We start from the raw sequence: 16076 nt of genomic DNA on the forward strand, positions 1-16076 counted from the left end.
ACGTTACCTTCACTAGTCTTGGAGAACCTAACCGTCGGCTGCGCGCGGCGTCACGCTTGAAAGGTCTGCATGTTCACGAAAATACTTGTTGCCAACCGCGGGGAAATCGCGATCCGGGCTTTTCGGGCTGCCTACGAGCTGGGTGCTAAAACCGTTGCGGTATTCCCGTTCGAGGACCGCAACTCCCTGCACCGGTTGAAGGCCGATGAGGCCTATCAGATCGGTGAGCCGGGGCACCCGGTGCGTGCTTATCTGACGGTGAGTGAGATCATCCGGGTCGCCCGGGAGAGCGGTGCCGATGCCATCTATCCCGGTTACGGCTTCCTGTCAGAGAACCCCGAGCTGGCCCTCGCGGCCCGCCAGGCGGGCATCACCTTCATCGGGCCGGGCGAGCACGTGCTCGAAATGGCCGGCAATAAGGTCACCGCGAAGGAGCACGCCATCAAGGCGGGCGTTCCGGTGCTCAAGTCCAGCGCCCCCTCTCGCGATGTCGACGAACTGATCGCCGCGGCCGAGGACATCGGCTTCCCGATCTTCGCCAAGGCCGTCGCCGGCGGCGGCGGGCGCGGCATGCGCCGTGTCGCCCAGATGAGCGAACTGCGCAGCTCGCTCGAGGAAGCCATGCGCGAAGCGAACAGCGCCTTCGGCGACCCGACCATGTTCCTCGAGCAGGCCGTGCTGCGGCCGCGTCACATCGAGGTCCAGATCCTCGCCGACGCCACCGGCGAGACCGTGCACCTGTTCGAGCGCGACTGTTCCGTGCAGCGGCGCCACCAGAAGGTCATCGAGATCGCTCCGGCCCCCAACCTCTCCGACGAGATCCGTCAGCGCCTCTACGCCGACGCCGTCGCGTTCGCCCGGTCGATCGGCTACGTCAACGCCGGAACCGTCGAGTTCCTGCTCGACACGATCGGCGAACGCGCCGGTCAGCACGTGTTCATCGAGATGAACCCGCGCATCCAGGTCGAGCACACCGTGACCGAAGAGGTGACGGATGTCGACCTCGTCCAGTCCCAGATCCGCATCGCCGCGGGCGAGTCCCTTCGCGACCTCGAACTCACGCAGGACAAGATCGTGTTGCGCGGCGCGGCCCTGCAGTGCCGGATCACCACCGAGGATCCCACCATGGGGTTCCGTCCGGACACCGGCAAGATCACCACCTACCGCTCGCCCGGCGGCGCGGGCATCCGCCTCGACGGCGGCACGATCAACCCCGGCGCCCAGATCAGCCCGCACTTCGATTCCATGCTCGCCAAGCTCACCTGCCGCGGCCGGGACTTCTCCTCCGCCGTGACACGGTCCAAGCGCGCCCTGGCCGAGTTCCGCATCCGCGGCGTCTCCACGAACGTCTCGTTCCTGCAGGCCGTTCTCGATGACCCTGACTTCGCGTCCGGCAACCTGAGCACCTCCTTCATCGACGAACGACCTGAGCTGCTCCGCGGCCGCGCGTCCAAGGACCGCGGCACGAAGATCCTCAACTGGCTCGCCGATGTCACCGTCAACAAGCCCAACGGTGTGCCGATCACACTGCTGAACCCGGCCGAAAAGCTGCCGAAGCTCGACCTCTCCGTGCCGGCCCCGGCCGGCTCCCGCCAGCGGCTCCAGTTGCTCGGCCCGGCCGGCTTCGCCGCGGACCTGCGCGCGCAGACCGCGCTGGCGGTCACGGACACCACCTTCCGCGACGCCCACCAGTCGCTGCTGGCGACCCGGGTGCGCACCCGCGACCTCGTGGCCGTGGCCCCGTATGTGGCCCGGATGACCCCGGAGCTGCTCTCGATCGAGGCCTGGGGCGGCGCGACGTACGATGTGGCGCTGCGCTTCCTCGGCGAAGACCCCTGGGAACGCCTGGCCTCGCTGCGCGAGGCCCTGCCGAACATCAACGTGCAGATGCTGCTCCGCGGCCGGAACACGGTCGGCTACACCCCGTATCCGACCGAGGTGACGGACGCATTCGTGCGCGAGGCGTCCACCACCGGCGTCGACATCTTCCGCATCTTCGACGCCCTCAACGACGTCTCGCAGATGCGACCGGCCATCGACGCCGTCCTGGCGACCGGCACCTCCGTCGCCGAGGTCGCCCTCTGCTACACCGGGGACCTGCTCGACCCTGCCGAGAAGTTGTACACCCTCGACTACTACCTGCGGCTCGCCGAGCAGATCGTGGACTCCGGCGCGCACATCCTCGCCATCAAGGACATGGCCGGCCTGCTGCGCCCGGCCGCAGCCGAGAAGCTCGTGGCGGCGCTGCGGGAGCGATTCGACCTGCCGGTGCACGTGCACACGCACGACACTCCCGGTGGCCAGCTCGCCACCCTGCTCGCCGCCAGCCGAGCCGGCGCCGACGCGGTCGACGTCGCCAGTGCCCCGATGGCCGGCACCACCAGCCAGCCGTCGGCGTCCTCCCTCGTCGCCGCCCTCGCCCACACGGACCGGGACACCGGTATTTCACTGCAGGCCGTCTGCGACCTGGAACCGTACTGGGAAGACGTGCGTCGCGTGTACCACCCCTTCGAATCCGGGCTGCGCGCGCCCACCGGTCGTGTCTACAAACATGAGATCCCCGGTGGCCAGCTGTCCAACCTGCGCACGCAGGCGGTCGCCCTCGGCCTCGCCGACGATTTCGAACTCATCGAGGACATGTATGCCGCAGCCAACGACATCCTCGGCCGGGTGCCGAAGGTGACGCCGTCGTCGAAGGTGGTCGGTGACCTCGCCCTCTACCTCGCCGCCGTGCGCGCCGACCCGGTCGACTTCGCCGAGAACCCCGGGAACTACGACGTGCCCGATTCCGTGATCGGTTTCATGGCGGGGGAGCTGGGTGACCTGCCCGGCGGGTGGCCCGAGCCGTTCCGCAGCAAGGTGCTCGCCGGCCGCACCGTGCGCGTCGGCGTCACCGAGCTCACGACGGAGGAGCGTGCCGCCCTGAACAGCGACAGCCTCACCCGCCGGGCCATGCTCAACCAGCTGTTGTTCCCGGCGCCCACGCGCCAGTTCGAGCAGATCCGGGAACTTTTCGGCGATCTGTCCGTGCTGGACACGGTGGACTACCTCAACGGTCTCCAGCAAGGCATCGAGCATGCCGTCGAAATCGACAAGGGCGTGCGCCTGTACGTCGGACTCGAGGCCATCAGTGAGGCAGACGACAAGGGCATGCGCACCGTCATGACCACCCTCAACGGCCAGCTCCGTCCGGTGTTCGTCCGGGACCGCAGCATCACCGTCAGCACCAAGGTGGCCGAGAAGGCGGATGCGAACCGGCCGGGCCAGGTCGCTGCGCCCTTCTCCGGCGTGGTCACCCTTCAGGTCGAGGAAGGGGACACCGTCGAAGCCGGTCAGGCCGTGGCCTCGATCGAGGCCATGAAAATGGAGGCCGCCATCACCTCGCCCATCGCGGGCTACGTCGAACGGCTGGCGGTGCCGCGCACTCAGCAGGTCGATGCCGGTGATCTGCTCGTGGTGGTGCGTCCACGCTAGGCTTGACGCGATCTATCGACGAAGGGACTGATCTTTTGTCCGATAAGCGCACAGGCGCCGAGGTTCCCGGTCGGGAACCCGCCGAGAATCTTGTCCCGGCGGGCGACGAGTACCACAGTGAATTGCCACCCCACACGATCGTGAACCTGGCGGCGGCCCTGCCGGAGAACCTGAGTGGCCGGATCGACGCACCAGCCCGCACCCTGCCCGGTACGGCGGGGGGTGCGTCCCACCGTGCCGGGTCCGGATCGTCGGTCACGCACACAGTCGAGATCAGGACTCCGGCCGTGCCGCGCGCCGACCGGTCCTCCGCCGCCGTCACCGGCGCCGTGCGGTCCCTCACCGGGTCGGGTGCAAGCGATGCCGCCGGTCAGTCCCGGCGGGAGAGCCTGCGCCTGAATGCCGGCCCTGCTCCGGAGTCCGCTTCACAGCTCACTCCGGACCGCCTGCTGGCCGTCAACCGCCGCACCAAGCCGCCGCCCCGCGGTGCCTGGAACAGCTTCGTGTTCGGGGCCACCCTGCATCTGGTCAACCTCGGCGACTCAGCCAGGGTGCGTGCGCACAAGGAACTCGACGAACGCATTCGCAAGGAATTCGCGGGCGGCACCCGGTTCGTGCCGATCCTCACGCGCAAGGGCGGGGTCGGCAAGACGACCGTCACGGCGCTCCTCGGGATGGCTCTCGCGGACGCGCGGGAAGACCGTATCATCGCGGTCGATGCCAATCCCGACCGTGGCACCCTTTCCGAGCGGGTGCCGAAGCAGACCCGCTCCACCGTGCGCGACGTGGTGACCAAGGCCGCTGCCATCGGCGGATTCACCGATTTCTCCGCGCTCGTGTCGCGGGACGCCACGCGGCTCGACATCCTCGCATCCGACACCGACCCGCTCCTGTCCGAGGCATTCGACGAGAACGACTACAACGTCGTCGCCGACCTGGCCGCGCGGTACTACTCGATCATGCTCACCGACTGCGGCACCGGCATCGTGCATTCCGTGATGCGGGCGACCCTGCAGCGAGCCGACTCGATCGTCATCGTCTCCGGCGGCAGCATCGACGAAGCCCGGCTGGCCTCCGAGACCTTGACCTGGCTCGAGGCCAACGGCTACGGCGACCTGGTGCAGAACGCCATCGTCGCGCTCAACACGGCCACGCAGGGCACGAACCTGGTGAAACTCGAAGAGATCGAGTCGCACTTCCGGTCGCGGGTACGGGAAATCGTCCGCATTCCCTGGGACCCGCAGCTCGCCGCCGGCAGTGTCATCTCCTTCGACGACCTCAAACCCATCACCAGGCTGGCCGCCCGCACCCTGGCCGCCCTGGTGGTCGAGGGGCTGCCCGCTGACCGCAGCATCTGATCGAACACCGGTTCCCGCTGCACCGCAATGCAGCGCGCCCTGTTTCACCCCCGCACCACAGACTTGGAGTTGCCACTGTGCCTGAGCGCCAGATCCGTCTCTTCGGAGATCCCGTCCTCAAGACCGTCTCCGACCCGATCACCACGATCGACGCACGGGCAAGGAGCCTGGTCGAGGATCTGGTCGACAGCGTGCGCCTGCCCGGGCGGGCCGGCGTTGCGGCGTCCCAGATCGGCGTCAACCTGCGCGCGTTCAGCTACAACGTCGACGGAGACATCGGGTACATCCTCAACCCGGTGCTGGTGGAGGTGTCGGGCGAGCCCGAGCTCGTGGACGAAGGCTGTCTTTCGGTGCCCGGACTGTGGTACCCGACCCGCCGCTACCCGTTCGCCCGGGTCGCCGGCACCGACCTCGACGGCGCCCCCGTCGAGCTGTCCGGTACCGGCATCATGGCCCAGGCCCTGCAGCACGAGACCGACCATCTGGACGGCCTGCTCTACCTGGACCGGCTTGACAAGGAGAATCGCCGGTCCGCCATGAAGGAGATCCGCGAGTCCACCTGGTTCTGATCCGGGTCGCTCACGGTGGTCGAGCCCTCACGGTGGTCGAGCCTGTCGAGACCCGACCACGCACGGTGGTCGAGCCCTCACGGTGGTCGAGCCTGTCGAGACCCGACCACGCACGGTGGTCGAGCCTGTCGAGACCCGAGCACGCACGGTGGTCGAGCCTGTCGAGACCCGACCACGCACGGTGGTCGAGCCCTCACGGTGGTCGAGCCTGTCGAGACCCGACCACCACTCCCGACGACTAGCCCTTGACCGGATTCACCCCGGTTACCGGGGCGCCGAGGTACATGGCCTCGATGACACTGGCGAAGTCCCGCAGGATCACGTCCCGCTTGATGCTCATCTTNCGAGGTACATGGCCTCGATGACACTGGCGAAGTCCCGCAGGATCACGTCCCGCTTGATGCTCATCTTCGGCGTCAGGTAGCCGTCATCCTCGGTCAGCTCGGTCGTCAGCACCGTGAACTTGCGGATCGACTCCGCCCGCGAGACATGGTCGTTGGCGTGGTCCACGGCGCGCTGCACCTCGGCGAGCACCTTCGGGTTGACGGATGCCTCAGTCAACGACATCCCCGCATCCTCGCCATTGTTGTTCAGCCAGACCGCGAGCATGTCAGGGTCCAGGGTGATCAATGCCGCGATGAACGGCTTGCGGTCGCCCACGACGACCACCTGGCCGATCAGCGGGTTGGACCGGATCGGGTCCTCCAGCGCCGCCGGGGCGACGTTCTTGCCGCCGGCGGTGACGATGATCTCCTTCTTGCGTCCGGTGATCGTGAGGAAACCGTCGCTGTCCATGGCCCCGATATCACCGGTGCGAAGCCAGCCATCGTTGAAGGTCGCCGCGGTGGCCTCGGGGTTCTTCCAGTACTCCTTGAAGACGTTGACGCCCTTGACCTCGATCTCACCATCGTCCAGCACCCGAACGGAGACGCCAGGGAGAGGCGGTCCGACGGTACCGATCTTGAACTTGGTGGTCAGTCCCACGGTCGTGGGGGCGGTGGTCTCGGTGAGGCCGTAGCCCTCGAGGATCTTGATGCCCAGGCTGTGGTAGAAGTGGCCCAGGTGCATGCCGAGTGGTGCGGATCCGGAGACCGCGTACTTCACGTTCCCGCCCATGGCCGCCCGCAGCTTGCTGAACACGAGCCGGTCGAAGAGCGCGAACTTGATCTTCAGCATCAGCGGAACGCTCTTGCCCTGGTCGATCAGCATCGAGTGGTCGACGGCGGCCTGCGCGGCCGCCTCGAAGATCTTGCCGCGGCCCGCGGCCAGAGCCTTCTGCTCGGCGGAGTTGTACACCTTCTCGAAGACGCGGGGGACCGCGAGCAGGAACGTGGGCTTGAAGGTGCCCAGCGACTCGAGCAGTTTGCGCGTGTCCGGCTGGTGGCCGACACGCACGCCGGCGTGCACGCAGAGCACCGAGATGAACCGGGCGAACACGTGCGCCGTGGTGATGAACAGCAGCGTGGAGGCGCCGTTCTTGTCCGTGAGGACTTCGTTCAGAGCGACCGCGGCGTTGCGGGACGTCTCGACGAAGTTCGCGTGGGTGAGCACACAGCCCTTGGGTCGACCGGTGGAACCCGAGGTGTAGATGAGGGTCGCGATGTCCGACCCGATCGCGAGGGCACGGCGGCGCTCGATCTCGTCATCAGGGACATCGGATCCAGCTGCCACGAGCTTGTCCAGATCACCCAGGTCGATCTGCCACACGCTCTGCACGGTGGGGAGCTCGGGGTGCACCTCGTCGAAGCGGGAGAAGTGCTCGGCGGTCTCGACGATCACACCCACGGCGTCCGAGTCGCCCAGGATCCACTGGATCTGTTTGGGCGAGCTCGTCTCATAGACCGGAACGAGAACGGCGCCTGCGAACCAGGTGGCGAAGTCGATCAGCGTCCACTCGTAGCGGGTCTTGCACATCAGACCGATTTTGTCGCCGGGCTGGATACCGGCTGCGACGAGACCCTTGGCCAGTGCAACAACCTGGGCGTGGAACTCAGCTGTGGTGACGGGGATCCAGGCTCCGTTTCTCGGCAGTGAGAAAAGCACGGAGTCTGGGGTCTCGGCGAGGCGATCGACCAGGAGGTCGGTGACATTGGCTTGCGGGTCTGCGGGAACAATTGCGGGCAGATCGAACTGTTTCACGGTAACTCCTCTGGTACCGGGCGGGCATTTTGCCCCACTCTATCCACGTTGGTACGTGGGAGCGTACGTTTCGCCTGGCGGTGCTGTGATTCACTACACTCTAGAGGGGTCGCACCGGCTCGGTTGTACGCCCGGTAGCGCGATTCCTCCAGCCCCTCAACGAAAGAAGTCTGCCGTGCACGCCATTGGGATCGACATCGGCGGCACAAAAATCGCCGCGGCTCTGGTTGACGAATCCGGCACGATCCTCCGGTCTGACCGGCGGCCGACCACCGCCACCGATCCCCGTGGCATCGAGGACGCCGTCGTTGCGATGATCACGGACCTCGCCGCCGGGGAAGAGGTCGTGGCCGCCGGTATCGCCGCTGCCGGATTCATCGACGCAGCGCAGTCCACCGTCTACTACGGCCCCAATGTCAACTGGCGGCACGAGCCGCTCCGGGCCACTCTCGAGGCCCGGCTCGACATGCCGATCCTGATCGAGAACGATGCCAACGCCGCCGGCTGGGCCGAATTCGTCTTCGGTGCCGGCCGTGGCTACAGCGACATGGTCACCCTCACCATCGGCACCGGCGTGGGCGGGGCGATTGTGTCGAACAGCCGCCTGTTCCGCGGAGGGTTCGGCTGTGCCGCCGAACTCGGGCACCTGCGTGTGGTTCCGGGTGGCCGTCTCTGCGGCTGCGGCGCACACGGCTGCATCGAACAATACGGTTCGGGGCGCGCCCTGCTTCGGATCGCGACCGAGTTGGCGGATGCCGGTGGAATCGGCCTGGGCCTCGCCGCGGCTCGTGAGCGCAAGGGCAAGCTCACCGGCAAGGAGGTCGGCCGCCTGATCCAGGAGGGCGACAACGGAGCCCTCGCCGCACTGCGCCAACTGGGCAGTTCGCTCGGCGCGGCCTGTTCGAGCCTCGCAGCCGTGCTCGACCCGCAGATCTTCGTTTTCGGCGGGGGAGTGGCCGCTGCCGGCGACCTGCTGCTCGAGCCGATCCGCGCCGCTTACCTCGAAAACCTGCCCGCAAGGGGCTACCATCCGGAGGCGGAATTCGCGATCGCCCAGCTCGTCAACGACGCCGGAGTCGTCGGCGCGGCCGACCTGGCGCGGAAACACGTCTTCGCGCAGTAGGCTTTCCGGGTTACCGAGGGAGCAACGATGTTCTACTGGCTCATGAAAAACATTGTCATCGGCCCTCTGCTGTTGGCAATTTTCCGACCCTGGGTGGTCGGGCTCGAGAACATCCCCAAAGAGGGCGGTGTGATTCTGGCGAGCAACCACCTGTCGTTCATCGACTCGGTTTTCCTGCCCCTGGTGGTGCCGCGGCGGGTCGTATTCCTGGCCAAGAGCGAGTACTTCACCGGTAAGGGGCTGAAAGGCTGGGCGACGCGCCAGTTCTTCAAGGCCACCGGCCAGCTGCCGATCGACCGGTCGGGCGGTAAAGCCTCCGAGGACTCCCTCAACACAGGCCTGCGCGTACTGGGCTCCGGCGGGGTGCTCGGCATCTATCCGGAGGGCACCCGCAGCCCGGACGCCAGGATGTACCGCGGCCGCACGGGCGTGGCACGGATGCTGCTCGAAGCCGAGGTTCCCGTCATCCCCGTCGCGATGATCGACACGGAGAAGGCCATGCCGACCGGCACCCGGATTCCCAAGGTGCGCCGGATCGGCATCGTGATCGGCCAGCCCCTCGACTTCAGCCGGTTCGACGGCATGGAGGGCGACCGGTTCGTGCTCCGGTCGGTGACCGACGAGCTGATGTACGAGTTGCAGGCGCTCAGCCGGCAGGAGTATGTGGACGTCTACGCGACGAGTGTGAAAGAAAAGCGGGCCAGCCTGACCCGATAGAATCAAGGGGTTGTCCGGGGGCCAGCAGGCCCCAGCCCCACAGTGCGGTTCGCGGTATCTTGCGTGCCGCACCAGAACAAAAGGAATAGTCCCGTGGTAGACCCCACCGAACCCGTCGTCCTCGCAGATCGATCTGTGGTTGCCGGCCTGGACTATTGGCGCACCCTCCCGATCAAGCAGCAGCCCACCTGGCCCGATGCGGACGCGGTTTCCGCGGCATCCGCGGAGTTGTCCACGCAGCCTCCGCTCGTCTTCGCCGGCGAGGTCGACATCCTGCGCGACCGCCTGGCCGAGGCCGCCAGCGGCCACGCCTTCCTGCTTCAGGGCGGTGACTGCGCCGAGACCTTCAGCGGGGCCACGGCGGAACAGATCCGCAACCGGGTCAAGACCGTACTGCAGATGGCGGTCGTACTCACCTACGGCGCGTCGATGCCCGTGATCAAGATGGGTCGGATGGCCGGCCAGTTCGCCAAGCCGCGCTCCAGCGACTTCGAGACCCGGGGCGGCGTCACCCTGCCGGCCTACCGCGGCGACATCGTCAACGGCTACGACTTCACGCCCGAATCACGGGAGGCCGACCCGGCCCGTCTGGTCAAGGGTTACCACACGGCTGCGTCCACGCTCAACCTGATCCGGGCCTTCACCCAGGGTGGGTTCGCCGACCTGCGCCAGGTGCACAGCTGGAACCAGGGATTCGCTGCCAACCCGGCGAACCAGCGCTATGAGAAGGTGGCCAAGGAGATCGACCGCGCGATCAAGTTCATGATCGCGTGCGGAGCGGACTTCGAGGCCATGCGCCGCACGGAGTTCTACACCAGCCACGAAGGTCTGCTGATGGACTACGAGCGTCCGATGACCCGGATCGACTCCCGCACCGGCACGCCCTACAACACCTCCGCGCACTTCATCTGGATCGGGGAGCGCACGCGTGACCTCGACGGCGCCCACGTCGACTTCCTCTCCCGGGTGCGCAACCCGATCGGGGTCAAGCTCGGCCCGACCACGTCCACCGACGACATGCTGCGCCTGATCGACAAGCTCGACCCGAACCGCGAGCCCGGCCGCCTCACGTTCATCACGCGGATGGGTGCCGGCAAGGTGCGCGACGCCCTCCCGCCGCTGCTGGAGGCCGTCAAGGCCAGTGACGCCAAGCCGCTCTGGGTCACGGACCCGATGCACGGCAACGGCGTGACCACCCCGACCGGCTACAAGACGCGTCGCTTCGACGACGTCGTCGACGAGGTGCGCGGCTTCTTCGAAGCCCACCGCAGCGTCGGCACGCATCCCGGCGGCGTTCACGTGGAGCTCACCGGTGACGACGTCACCGAGTGCCTCGGCGGGTCCGAGCACATCGACGAGGCGGCTCTGGCCACCCGGTACGAGTCGCTCTGCGACCCGCGCCTCAACCACATGCAGTCGCTCGAGCTCGCCTTCCTGGTGGCGGAAGAACTCGCCGCCCGCTAAAACGCCTGACCGCCGTACCCGTTCCGGCCCGGAGTGCCCGTTCCGGTCGAGTGTGACCGTTCCACCGGTCACTCTGGGCCGGAACGGGCACTCTCGCGTCGTGCAGGCTGGTGTGGGCCGGCACTCGACGCCAGGCGCTGCGCGGCAGGCACTGGGCGCCAGGCGCTGCGGAGCAGGCGCTGGGGCAGGCGCTGGGGTCAGCCGAAGGGGTTCGTCGGTTTGAGGGTGATGGTGCTGCCCTTCTCGACGGCGGTGCCGGCCACGGGATCCGTGGTCGCCACGTTGAGGAGCGCGGCGATCGCGTCCGCTCCGAGGTTGTAGCTCAGTTTGAAGCCGAGATCGGTGAGCGCCTGCTTGCCTTCGTTCCACGGCAGGCCGACGACGTCGGGGATGACTACCGGTTCCGGGCCTCGGGAGATCGTCAGGGAGTACGTGTCGCCGACCCGCACCGGTCCCTCGTTCACGGGAGCGGCGCGGATGACGTCGCCGGCGTCGACGGAATCGCTGTAGAGCTCCTCGCCGGAGGTGGCCAGCAGCCCCTTGTCGGACAGGATCGCGGTCGCATCGTCTACCGTCTCACCGGAAACGTCCGGCACGGGTCCGAGCGACACCACGAGGTTGACGTTCATGCCCTGGAAGTAGTCACCACCCTGGGAGACGTCGCCACCGTCCGATTCGCGGCTGGCCGAGATGACCAGGCCGGATTCCACGGTGTCGTCGAAGATGGAATCGGTTGCGCCGATGCCTGCCGACAGATCTGTGACGGCCGCGGCCGCGGCGTCGCTGGACAGCCCGGCCAGAACGGGAAGCGTGATCGGCTGGGGACCCTGAGAGACGAGGAGGGTCACCGTGCTGCCCTTGTCGACGCGGGTGCCCGAGTCGGGATCGGTGCTGGAGACCAGGCCGGCGGGGATGGTTCCGCTGAATTCTGTGCCGAGTGCCACCTCCAGCCCGAGCGCCGTCAGTTGGCTGGTGGCGTTCTCCGGAGAAGACGAGGTGAGGGACGGAACGGGAACGTCCGAGCCGGGTCCACTGCCGAAGTACCAGCCCGTTCCGCCGGCCAGTGCGGCCAGGATGAGCACGAGCGCGAACAGCAGGTAGCCGCGGTGCTTGCGCTTCCGTGCGTTCTCGGTCAGGACGGTGCTATTGGCCGGGGCCTCGGCCGGGGTGTCGTTCACCCCGCCGGCGGGAATGAGCGGAGCGGCACCGAGGATCTGTGTGTCGGCCTCGGCCACCGCGGTGGTCAGCCCGCCGGGCATCACCATGGTCGACGCGAGGCCGCTTGCGGCGGGGGCCGGGCGCACCAACGTGTCGAGGTCGAGCAGTTGGTCGAGCATGACGCGGGCATCGCGCGGGCGCTGTTCCGGGTCGCGCGCGGTCGCCCACAGCACCAGCTCGTCAAGTTCGTGCGGAATCGTCGGAACGCGCACGCTCGGCATCGGCACCGTGTCGTTGGCGTGCTGGTAGGCGATCTGCATGGGTGCTTCACCTACATAGGGCTGCTCGCCGGTGAGCATCTCGTAGGTCATGATGCCGAGGGCGTAGATGTCGCTGCGGGCATCCGCGATGCCCCGCGTGACCAGCTCGGGGGAGAGGTAGGCGATCGTGCCGAGCAGGGCCTGGCCGGTCGCGGTGTTGTTGTTGACCGCACGGGCGAGACCGAAGTCGCCGATCTTGATGCGGCCGTCGTCGGCGAGCAGCACGTTCTCCGGCTTGAGGTCGCGGTGCACGATCCCGGCCTTGTGCGCGGCGGCGAGCCCGGAGAGCACGGCCTCCAGGATGTCCATGGTCTGCTCGCTGGTGAGGCGGCCGTAGTCCTTGAGCAGGTCGCGCAGCGTGATGCCGGGCAGGTACTCCATCACCAGGTAGGCCATGTCGGCGTCCTGGCCCTGGTCGTAGACGTTGACGACGTTGGGGTGCGCGAGGCGGGCGGCCGAACGGGCCTCCTGCACGAACCGGGCCTTGAACGTGTTGTCGTCGGCTAGGTGGCCGTGCATGATCTTGATCGCCACCCGGCGCTCGAGGCGCAGGTCGGTGGCGAGATAGACCGTGGCCATCCCGCCGCGGGCGATTCGCGAGCGCACCTGATAGCGGCCGTCTATCAGACGGCCGACCATCGGATCGGCAGGGGTATCGCTCACTAGTCGATTCTAGGGATCGTCGAGCCGTTCCTCGCGCCGGGACACCCGAAAGTCAGGGTTTTCGGGGTCGAACGGATGCCGATGAGCCTCAGCCGAGCTCGTCCAGCCACGCCCGCGCGGACGTTTCCCACTTGGCGTAGTGGTTCGGATAGGCGGAGATCTGCACCGCCTGGGCGGCCTCGGTCACCGTCATCGACTCCCATCCGGGCACATCCAGGAGCCCGCGGGTGACGCCCGGGTTCGGGTTCACGGGGCCGCCGAAGAAGGCGAGGCTGGCTCGCACCGGGTCGAGGACCTCGTCGCGGGAACCCCAGCCGGAGCTGGGCCGCTGCTGGAACAGCCCGAGGGAGTCGCGGTCACCGTGCTGGACGTTGCGGAGTCCGGATTCCTGGGCCGCGGCGGCCAGGGCGATCACGATGCCGGCGTCGGCGGCACCCGCTGTGCGTCCACTGGCGATGATGATCTCGGCGTGGTGCCGCATCTCCTCGGTGAGGGGCGTGACCCGGCCGACCTCGGCCGACGGCGACGGCGCCGGCGCAACCGGTTCGAACAGGACTGCCGGATCGATCGGAAGAGCCGCGGGGGAGGATCCGGACGGCATGCTGAGCACCTGCCCGGGGTAGATGATGCTGGACCAGCCGAGGCCGTTGGCGTCGAGCACGGACTGCACCGACACCCCCGCAGCGGCCGCGAGGCCGCCGATGGTCTCGCCGGCCATGATCGTGTGCGTTCCGGCACTGCTCTGCACCGCCGCGACCGCCGCGACCGCGGCGACCGGGGCGGGCTCTGCAGCGTTGCCCGGCGGCAGCACCACGGCCTGACCGGGGAAGATGATGCTGCTCGCGTCGAGGCCGTTCACCTGCAGCAGCGCGGAGAGGGGCAACCCGTGGGCGGCGGCGACACCGGAGAGCGTGTCACCGCTCTGGATCAGATACCGGGTGATCTCCGCCGCAACCGGTGCGGGGGCCGGCGCCGGTGTGGCCGCCTGCGCCGACAGGGTCAGCGTCTGGCCGGGAAAAATGACCGCGGACCAGCCCAGTCCGTTGAGGGCGAGCACGGATGCCGTGGAGAGGCCGAACCGTCCGGCAACGGCGCTCACGGTGTCGCCTTCGACGACCTGATACTGGGTCGGCGCCGTGGCGGCGGACACGTTCGTCGGGAGCACGGCCGGAACGGCGCCGGGCAGCAGACTCTTGCTCTTGAGCGGTTTCTTGGCACTGGTGGCCGCATCCGCCGGCGAGGCCAGGTTCAGGCTGATCGCGATCGTGCTGATCAGAACGAGCGGCACCGTGACCAGCAGGCCCAGGCCGCGCCGCTCGGTCGATGCCGTGTGACGGTGGCGCCCCTCGGTGGTCGATGGTGTGGCCCTGCTGCTGTTTCTGCTGGATCGTGCCGACATTCAGCTCCCGTCGAGTGCGTGCGACAGCGACGCTGACACAGTTGACCCCACCAGCTAATCAGGTGGCCCCCGTTCTGGGCGACACCACGCGCGAAACCGGGCCAGGAGTTTGTCCAGTCTCCGGAATCATGGGAGGCTGGAATCGTGACCGAATCGCTTTCAGATCAAGAGTGGCTGTCCATCCCCGACCTCGTTCGGCTGCTCGGCGTCAGCCAGAGCCGCGTGCGCCAGCTGATCGACGACAAGCAGTTGCTTGCCATCCGCCGTGACAACGGCCCGCTGCAGGTTCCGGCGTCCTTCATCAGGGACGGGGTCCCGCTGCCCGAACTCCGCGGCACACTGATCGTGCTCTCCGATGACGGCTTCACCGACGAGCAGGCGATGCGCTGGCTCCTCGAGGTCGACGACAGTCTCGGTGTGCCCCCGGTCCAGGCTCTCCTGGCCGGACGCAAGGCCGAAGTACGCCGGGTGGCTCAGGCGCTCGCCTGATGCCGACGGCACGTGCGCGCTGAGGTGTGCGCGTTAGAACGTGCGGCGGGTCACCGTCTCGGCGAGCTCTTCCAGTTTCGCAGTGACGGCGTCGCTGATCGGTGAGCCCTCCAGTGCGTCGAGGGCCTCGGCCACGCTTGCCACGATCAGTTCCTCGATCCGGTCGACGGCACCGCTCTCGATGATCGTCTGCTGCAACACGCCGATCTGCGCCTCCGTCAGCTGAGGGTCGCCGAGCAGTGCGTCCAGTTCGGCGCGCGCCGGGTCCGACAGCTGCGGACGGGCCAGCGCGATCAGCACGGTGCGTTTGCCCTCACGCAGGTCATCGCCGCTCGGTTTCCCGGTGACTGCGGCGTCGCCGAACACGCCGAGAAGATCGTCCCGGAGCTGGAAGGCGACTCCGAGCGGCAGCCCGAAGGCGCGCAGGGCGTCGAGGTGCTCCGGTCCGGCGCCGGCGAGTGCCGCGCCGATCAGGAGCGGCGCCTGCACGCTGTACTTGGCGGATTTGAACACGATGACGCGCAGCGCCCGGTCGAACAGTTCCGCCTCGGGCTGGGTCAGCCAGGCGCGTTCTTCGAGGATGTCGAGGTACTGGCCCACGGTGACCTCGGTGCGCATCCGGTTGAATTCCGCCCGCGCCCGGAGTGCTGCCGACGCGTCCGGGGCTGCCGCAAGGCCTTCGTCGAGCAGTTCGTCGCTCCAGCCCAGGAGAAGGTCGCCGAGAAGGATGCCGGCGGCCCGCCCGAACTCGATCTGGCTGCCTGCCCAGCCGCTCTGGCCGTGCATGCCCTCGAAGAGCTTGTGGGCGGAGGCGGCTCCGCGCCGGGTGTCGGAATTGTCGATGATGTCGTCGTGCACGAGTGCGGCCGCGTGGAAGATCTCCAGGGCCGCGGCGGCAGAGATGATCGGCTCCGAAACGACCGTGGAAACACCGGCATCACCGGCCGTGACACCGGCTCCGACGCTCTGCCAGCCCCAGTAACAGAACAGTGCCCGGAAGCGCTTGCCGCCACTGAGAAACTGCCGTGAGAAGTCCACCAGTGGCGTGAGATCCGCGCCGATAGCGGTCACAATTGGTTGACGGGTTTCGAGGAATTCGTCGATGCGGGAATGAACCAGATCGATCACTTGATTGCTTTGCGCCACCTGCCTAGCCTAGCCATCTCGGCGGGGTTAGACTCGGTGTAGCACAGCGCGATCCCA

Annotated in this window: 11 protein-coding genes; 7 read left to right on the top strand and 4 right to left on the bottom strand. The window is 67.6% G+C overall.

Annotation, left to right across the window (positions count from 1 at the left end; translation table 11 throughout):
- The first annotated feature begins 69 nt into the window (after positions 1–69).
- The 3 genes from E3T49_RS02150 to def all read left to right on the top strand — a co-directional run bounded on the left by E3T49_RS02150 (position 70) and on the right by def (position 5401).
- Positions 70–3474 carry a pyruvate carboxylase gene (locus E3T49_RS02150; protein WP_134423045.1) on the top strand — a complete coding sequence of 1135 codons (3405 nt, stop codon included), beginning with the start codon at positions 70–72 and terminating at the stop codon, positions 3472–3474.
- Positions 3475–3509: 35 nt separating this feature from the next.
- Entirely contained in the window at positions 3510–4832 is a 1323-nt protein-coding gene (locus E3T49_RS02155) for a MinD/ParA family ATP-binding protein (RefSeq protein ID WP_241972592.1), read from the top strand.
- 77 nt (positions 4833–4909) lie between these two features.
- Positions 4910–5401: a peptide deformylase gene (def, locus tag E3T49_RS02160; protein WP_134423047.1), complete on the top strand. Its 492-nt coding sequence runs from the start codon at positions 4910–4912 to the stop codon at positions 5399–5401.
- A gap of 336 nt (positions 5402–5737) precedes the next feature.
- Here the strand turns inward: def and E3T49_RS02165 are convergent, their stop codons facing one another.
- Positions 5738–7540 carry an AMP-dependent synthetase/ligase gene (locus tag E3T49_RS02165; protein WP_134423049.1) on the bottom strand — a complete coding sequence of 601 codons (1803 nt, stop codon included), beginning with the start codon at positions 7538–7540 and terminating at the stop codon, positions 5738–5740.
- A gap of 175 nt (positions 7541–7715) precedes the next feature.
- Between E3T49_RS02165 and E3T49_RS02170 the strand changes: the two genes are divergently transcribed.
- The 3 genes from E3T49_RS02170 (at position 7716) to E3T49_RS02180 (ending at position 10844) form a co-directional block, all read left to right on the top strand.
- Positions 7716–8663: an ROK family glucokinase gene (locus tag E3T49_RS02170; RefSeq protein WP_134423051.1), complete on the top strand. Its 948-nt coding sequence runs from the start codon at positions 7716–7718 to the stop codon at positions 8661–8663.
- A gap of 27 nt (positions 8664–8690) precedes the next feature.
- Positions 8691–9380: a lysophospholipid acyltransferase family protein gene (locus E3T49_RS02175; RefSeq protein WP_134423053.1), complete on the top strand. Its 690-nt coding sequence runs from the start codon at positions 8691–8693 to the stop codon at positions 9378–9380.
- A 93-nt stretch (positions 9381–9473) separates the two neighbouring features.
- Complete coding sequence (locus tag E3T49_RS02180) at positions 9474–10844, top strand: class II 3-deoxy-7-phosphoheptulonate synthase (RefSeq protein ID WP_420898522.1); 1371 nt, start codon at positions 9474–9476, stop codon at positions 10842–10844.
- Positions 10845–11041: 197 nt separating this feature from the next.
- Here E3T49_RS02180 and pknB read toward each other — a convergent pair whose 3' ends face one another.
- Both pknB and E3T49_RS02190 read right to left on the bottom strand, forming a co-directional pair.
- Positions 11042–12961: a Stk1 family PASTA domain-containing Ser/Thr kinase gene (pknB, locus tag E3T49_RS02185; protein ID WP_420898525.1), complete on the bottom strand. Its 1920-nt coding sequence runs from the start codon at positions 12959–12961 to the stop codon at positions 11042–11044.
- Between the two features lie 112 nt (positions 12962–13073).
- On the bottom strand, positions 13074–14384 hold the full coding sequence (locus E3T49_RS02190) for a lytic transglycosylase (RefSeq protein ID WP_134423057.1): 1311 nt from the start codon (positions 14382–14384) through the stop codon (positions 13074–13076).
- A 144-nt stretch (positions 14385–14528) separates the two neighbouring features.
- On the opposite strand from E3T49_RS02190, the gene E3T49_RS02195 reads away from it, so the two are divergent.
- A complete protein-coding gene (locus tag E3T49_RS02195) occupies positions 14529–14873 on the top strand; it encodes a DNA-binding protein (RefSeq protein ID WP_134423059.1) in 345 nt (114 codons plus the stop codon).
- A 33-nt stretch (positions 14874–14906) separates the two neighbouring features.
- Here E3T49_RS02195 and E3T49_RS02200 read toward each other — a convergent pair whose 3' ends face one another.
- Positions 14907–16019 (bottom strand): polyprenyl synthetase family protein, encoded by a 1113-nt coding sequence (locus E3T49_RS02200; protein ID WP_134423061.1) that lies wholly within the window; start codon positions 16017–16019, stop codon positions 14907–14909.
- Between the last annotated feature and the right edge of the window lie 57 nt (positions 16020–16076).

Source organism: Cryobacterium cryoconiti (genome assembly GCF_004403065.1).
Taxonomy (GTDB): Bacteria; Actinomycetota; Actinomycetes; order Actinomycetales; family Microbacteriaceae; genus Cryobacterium; species Cryobacterium cryoconiti.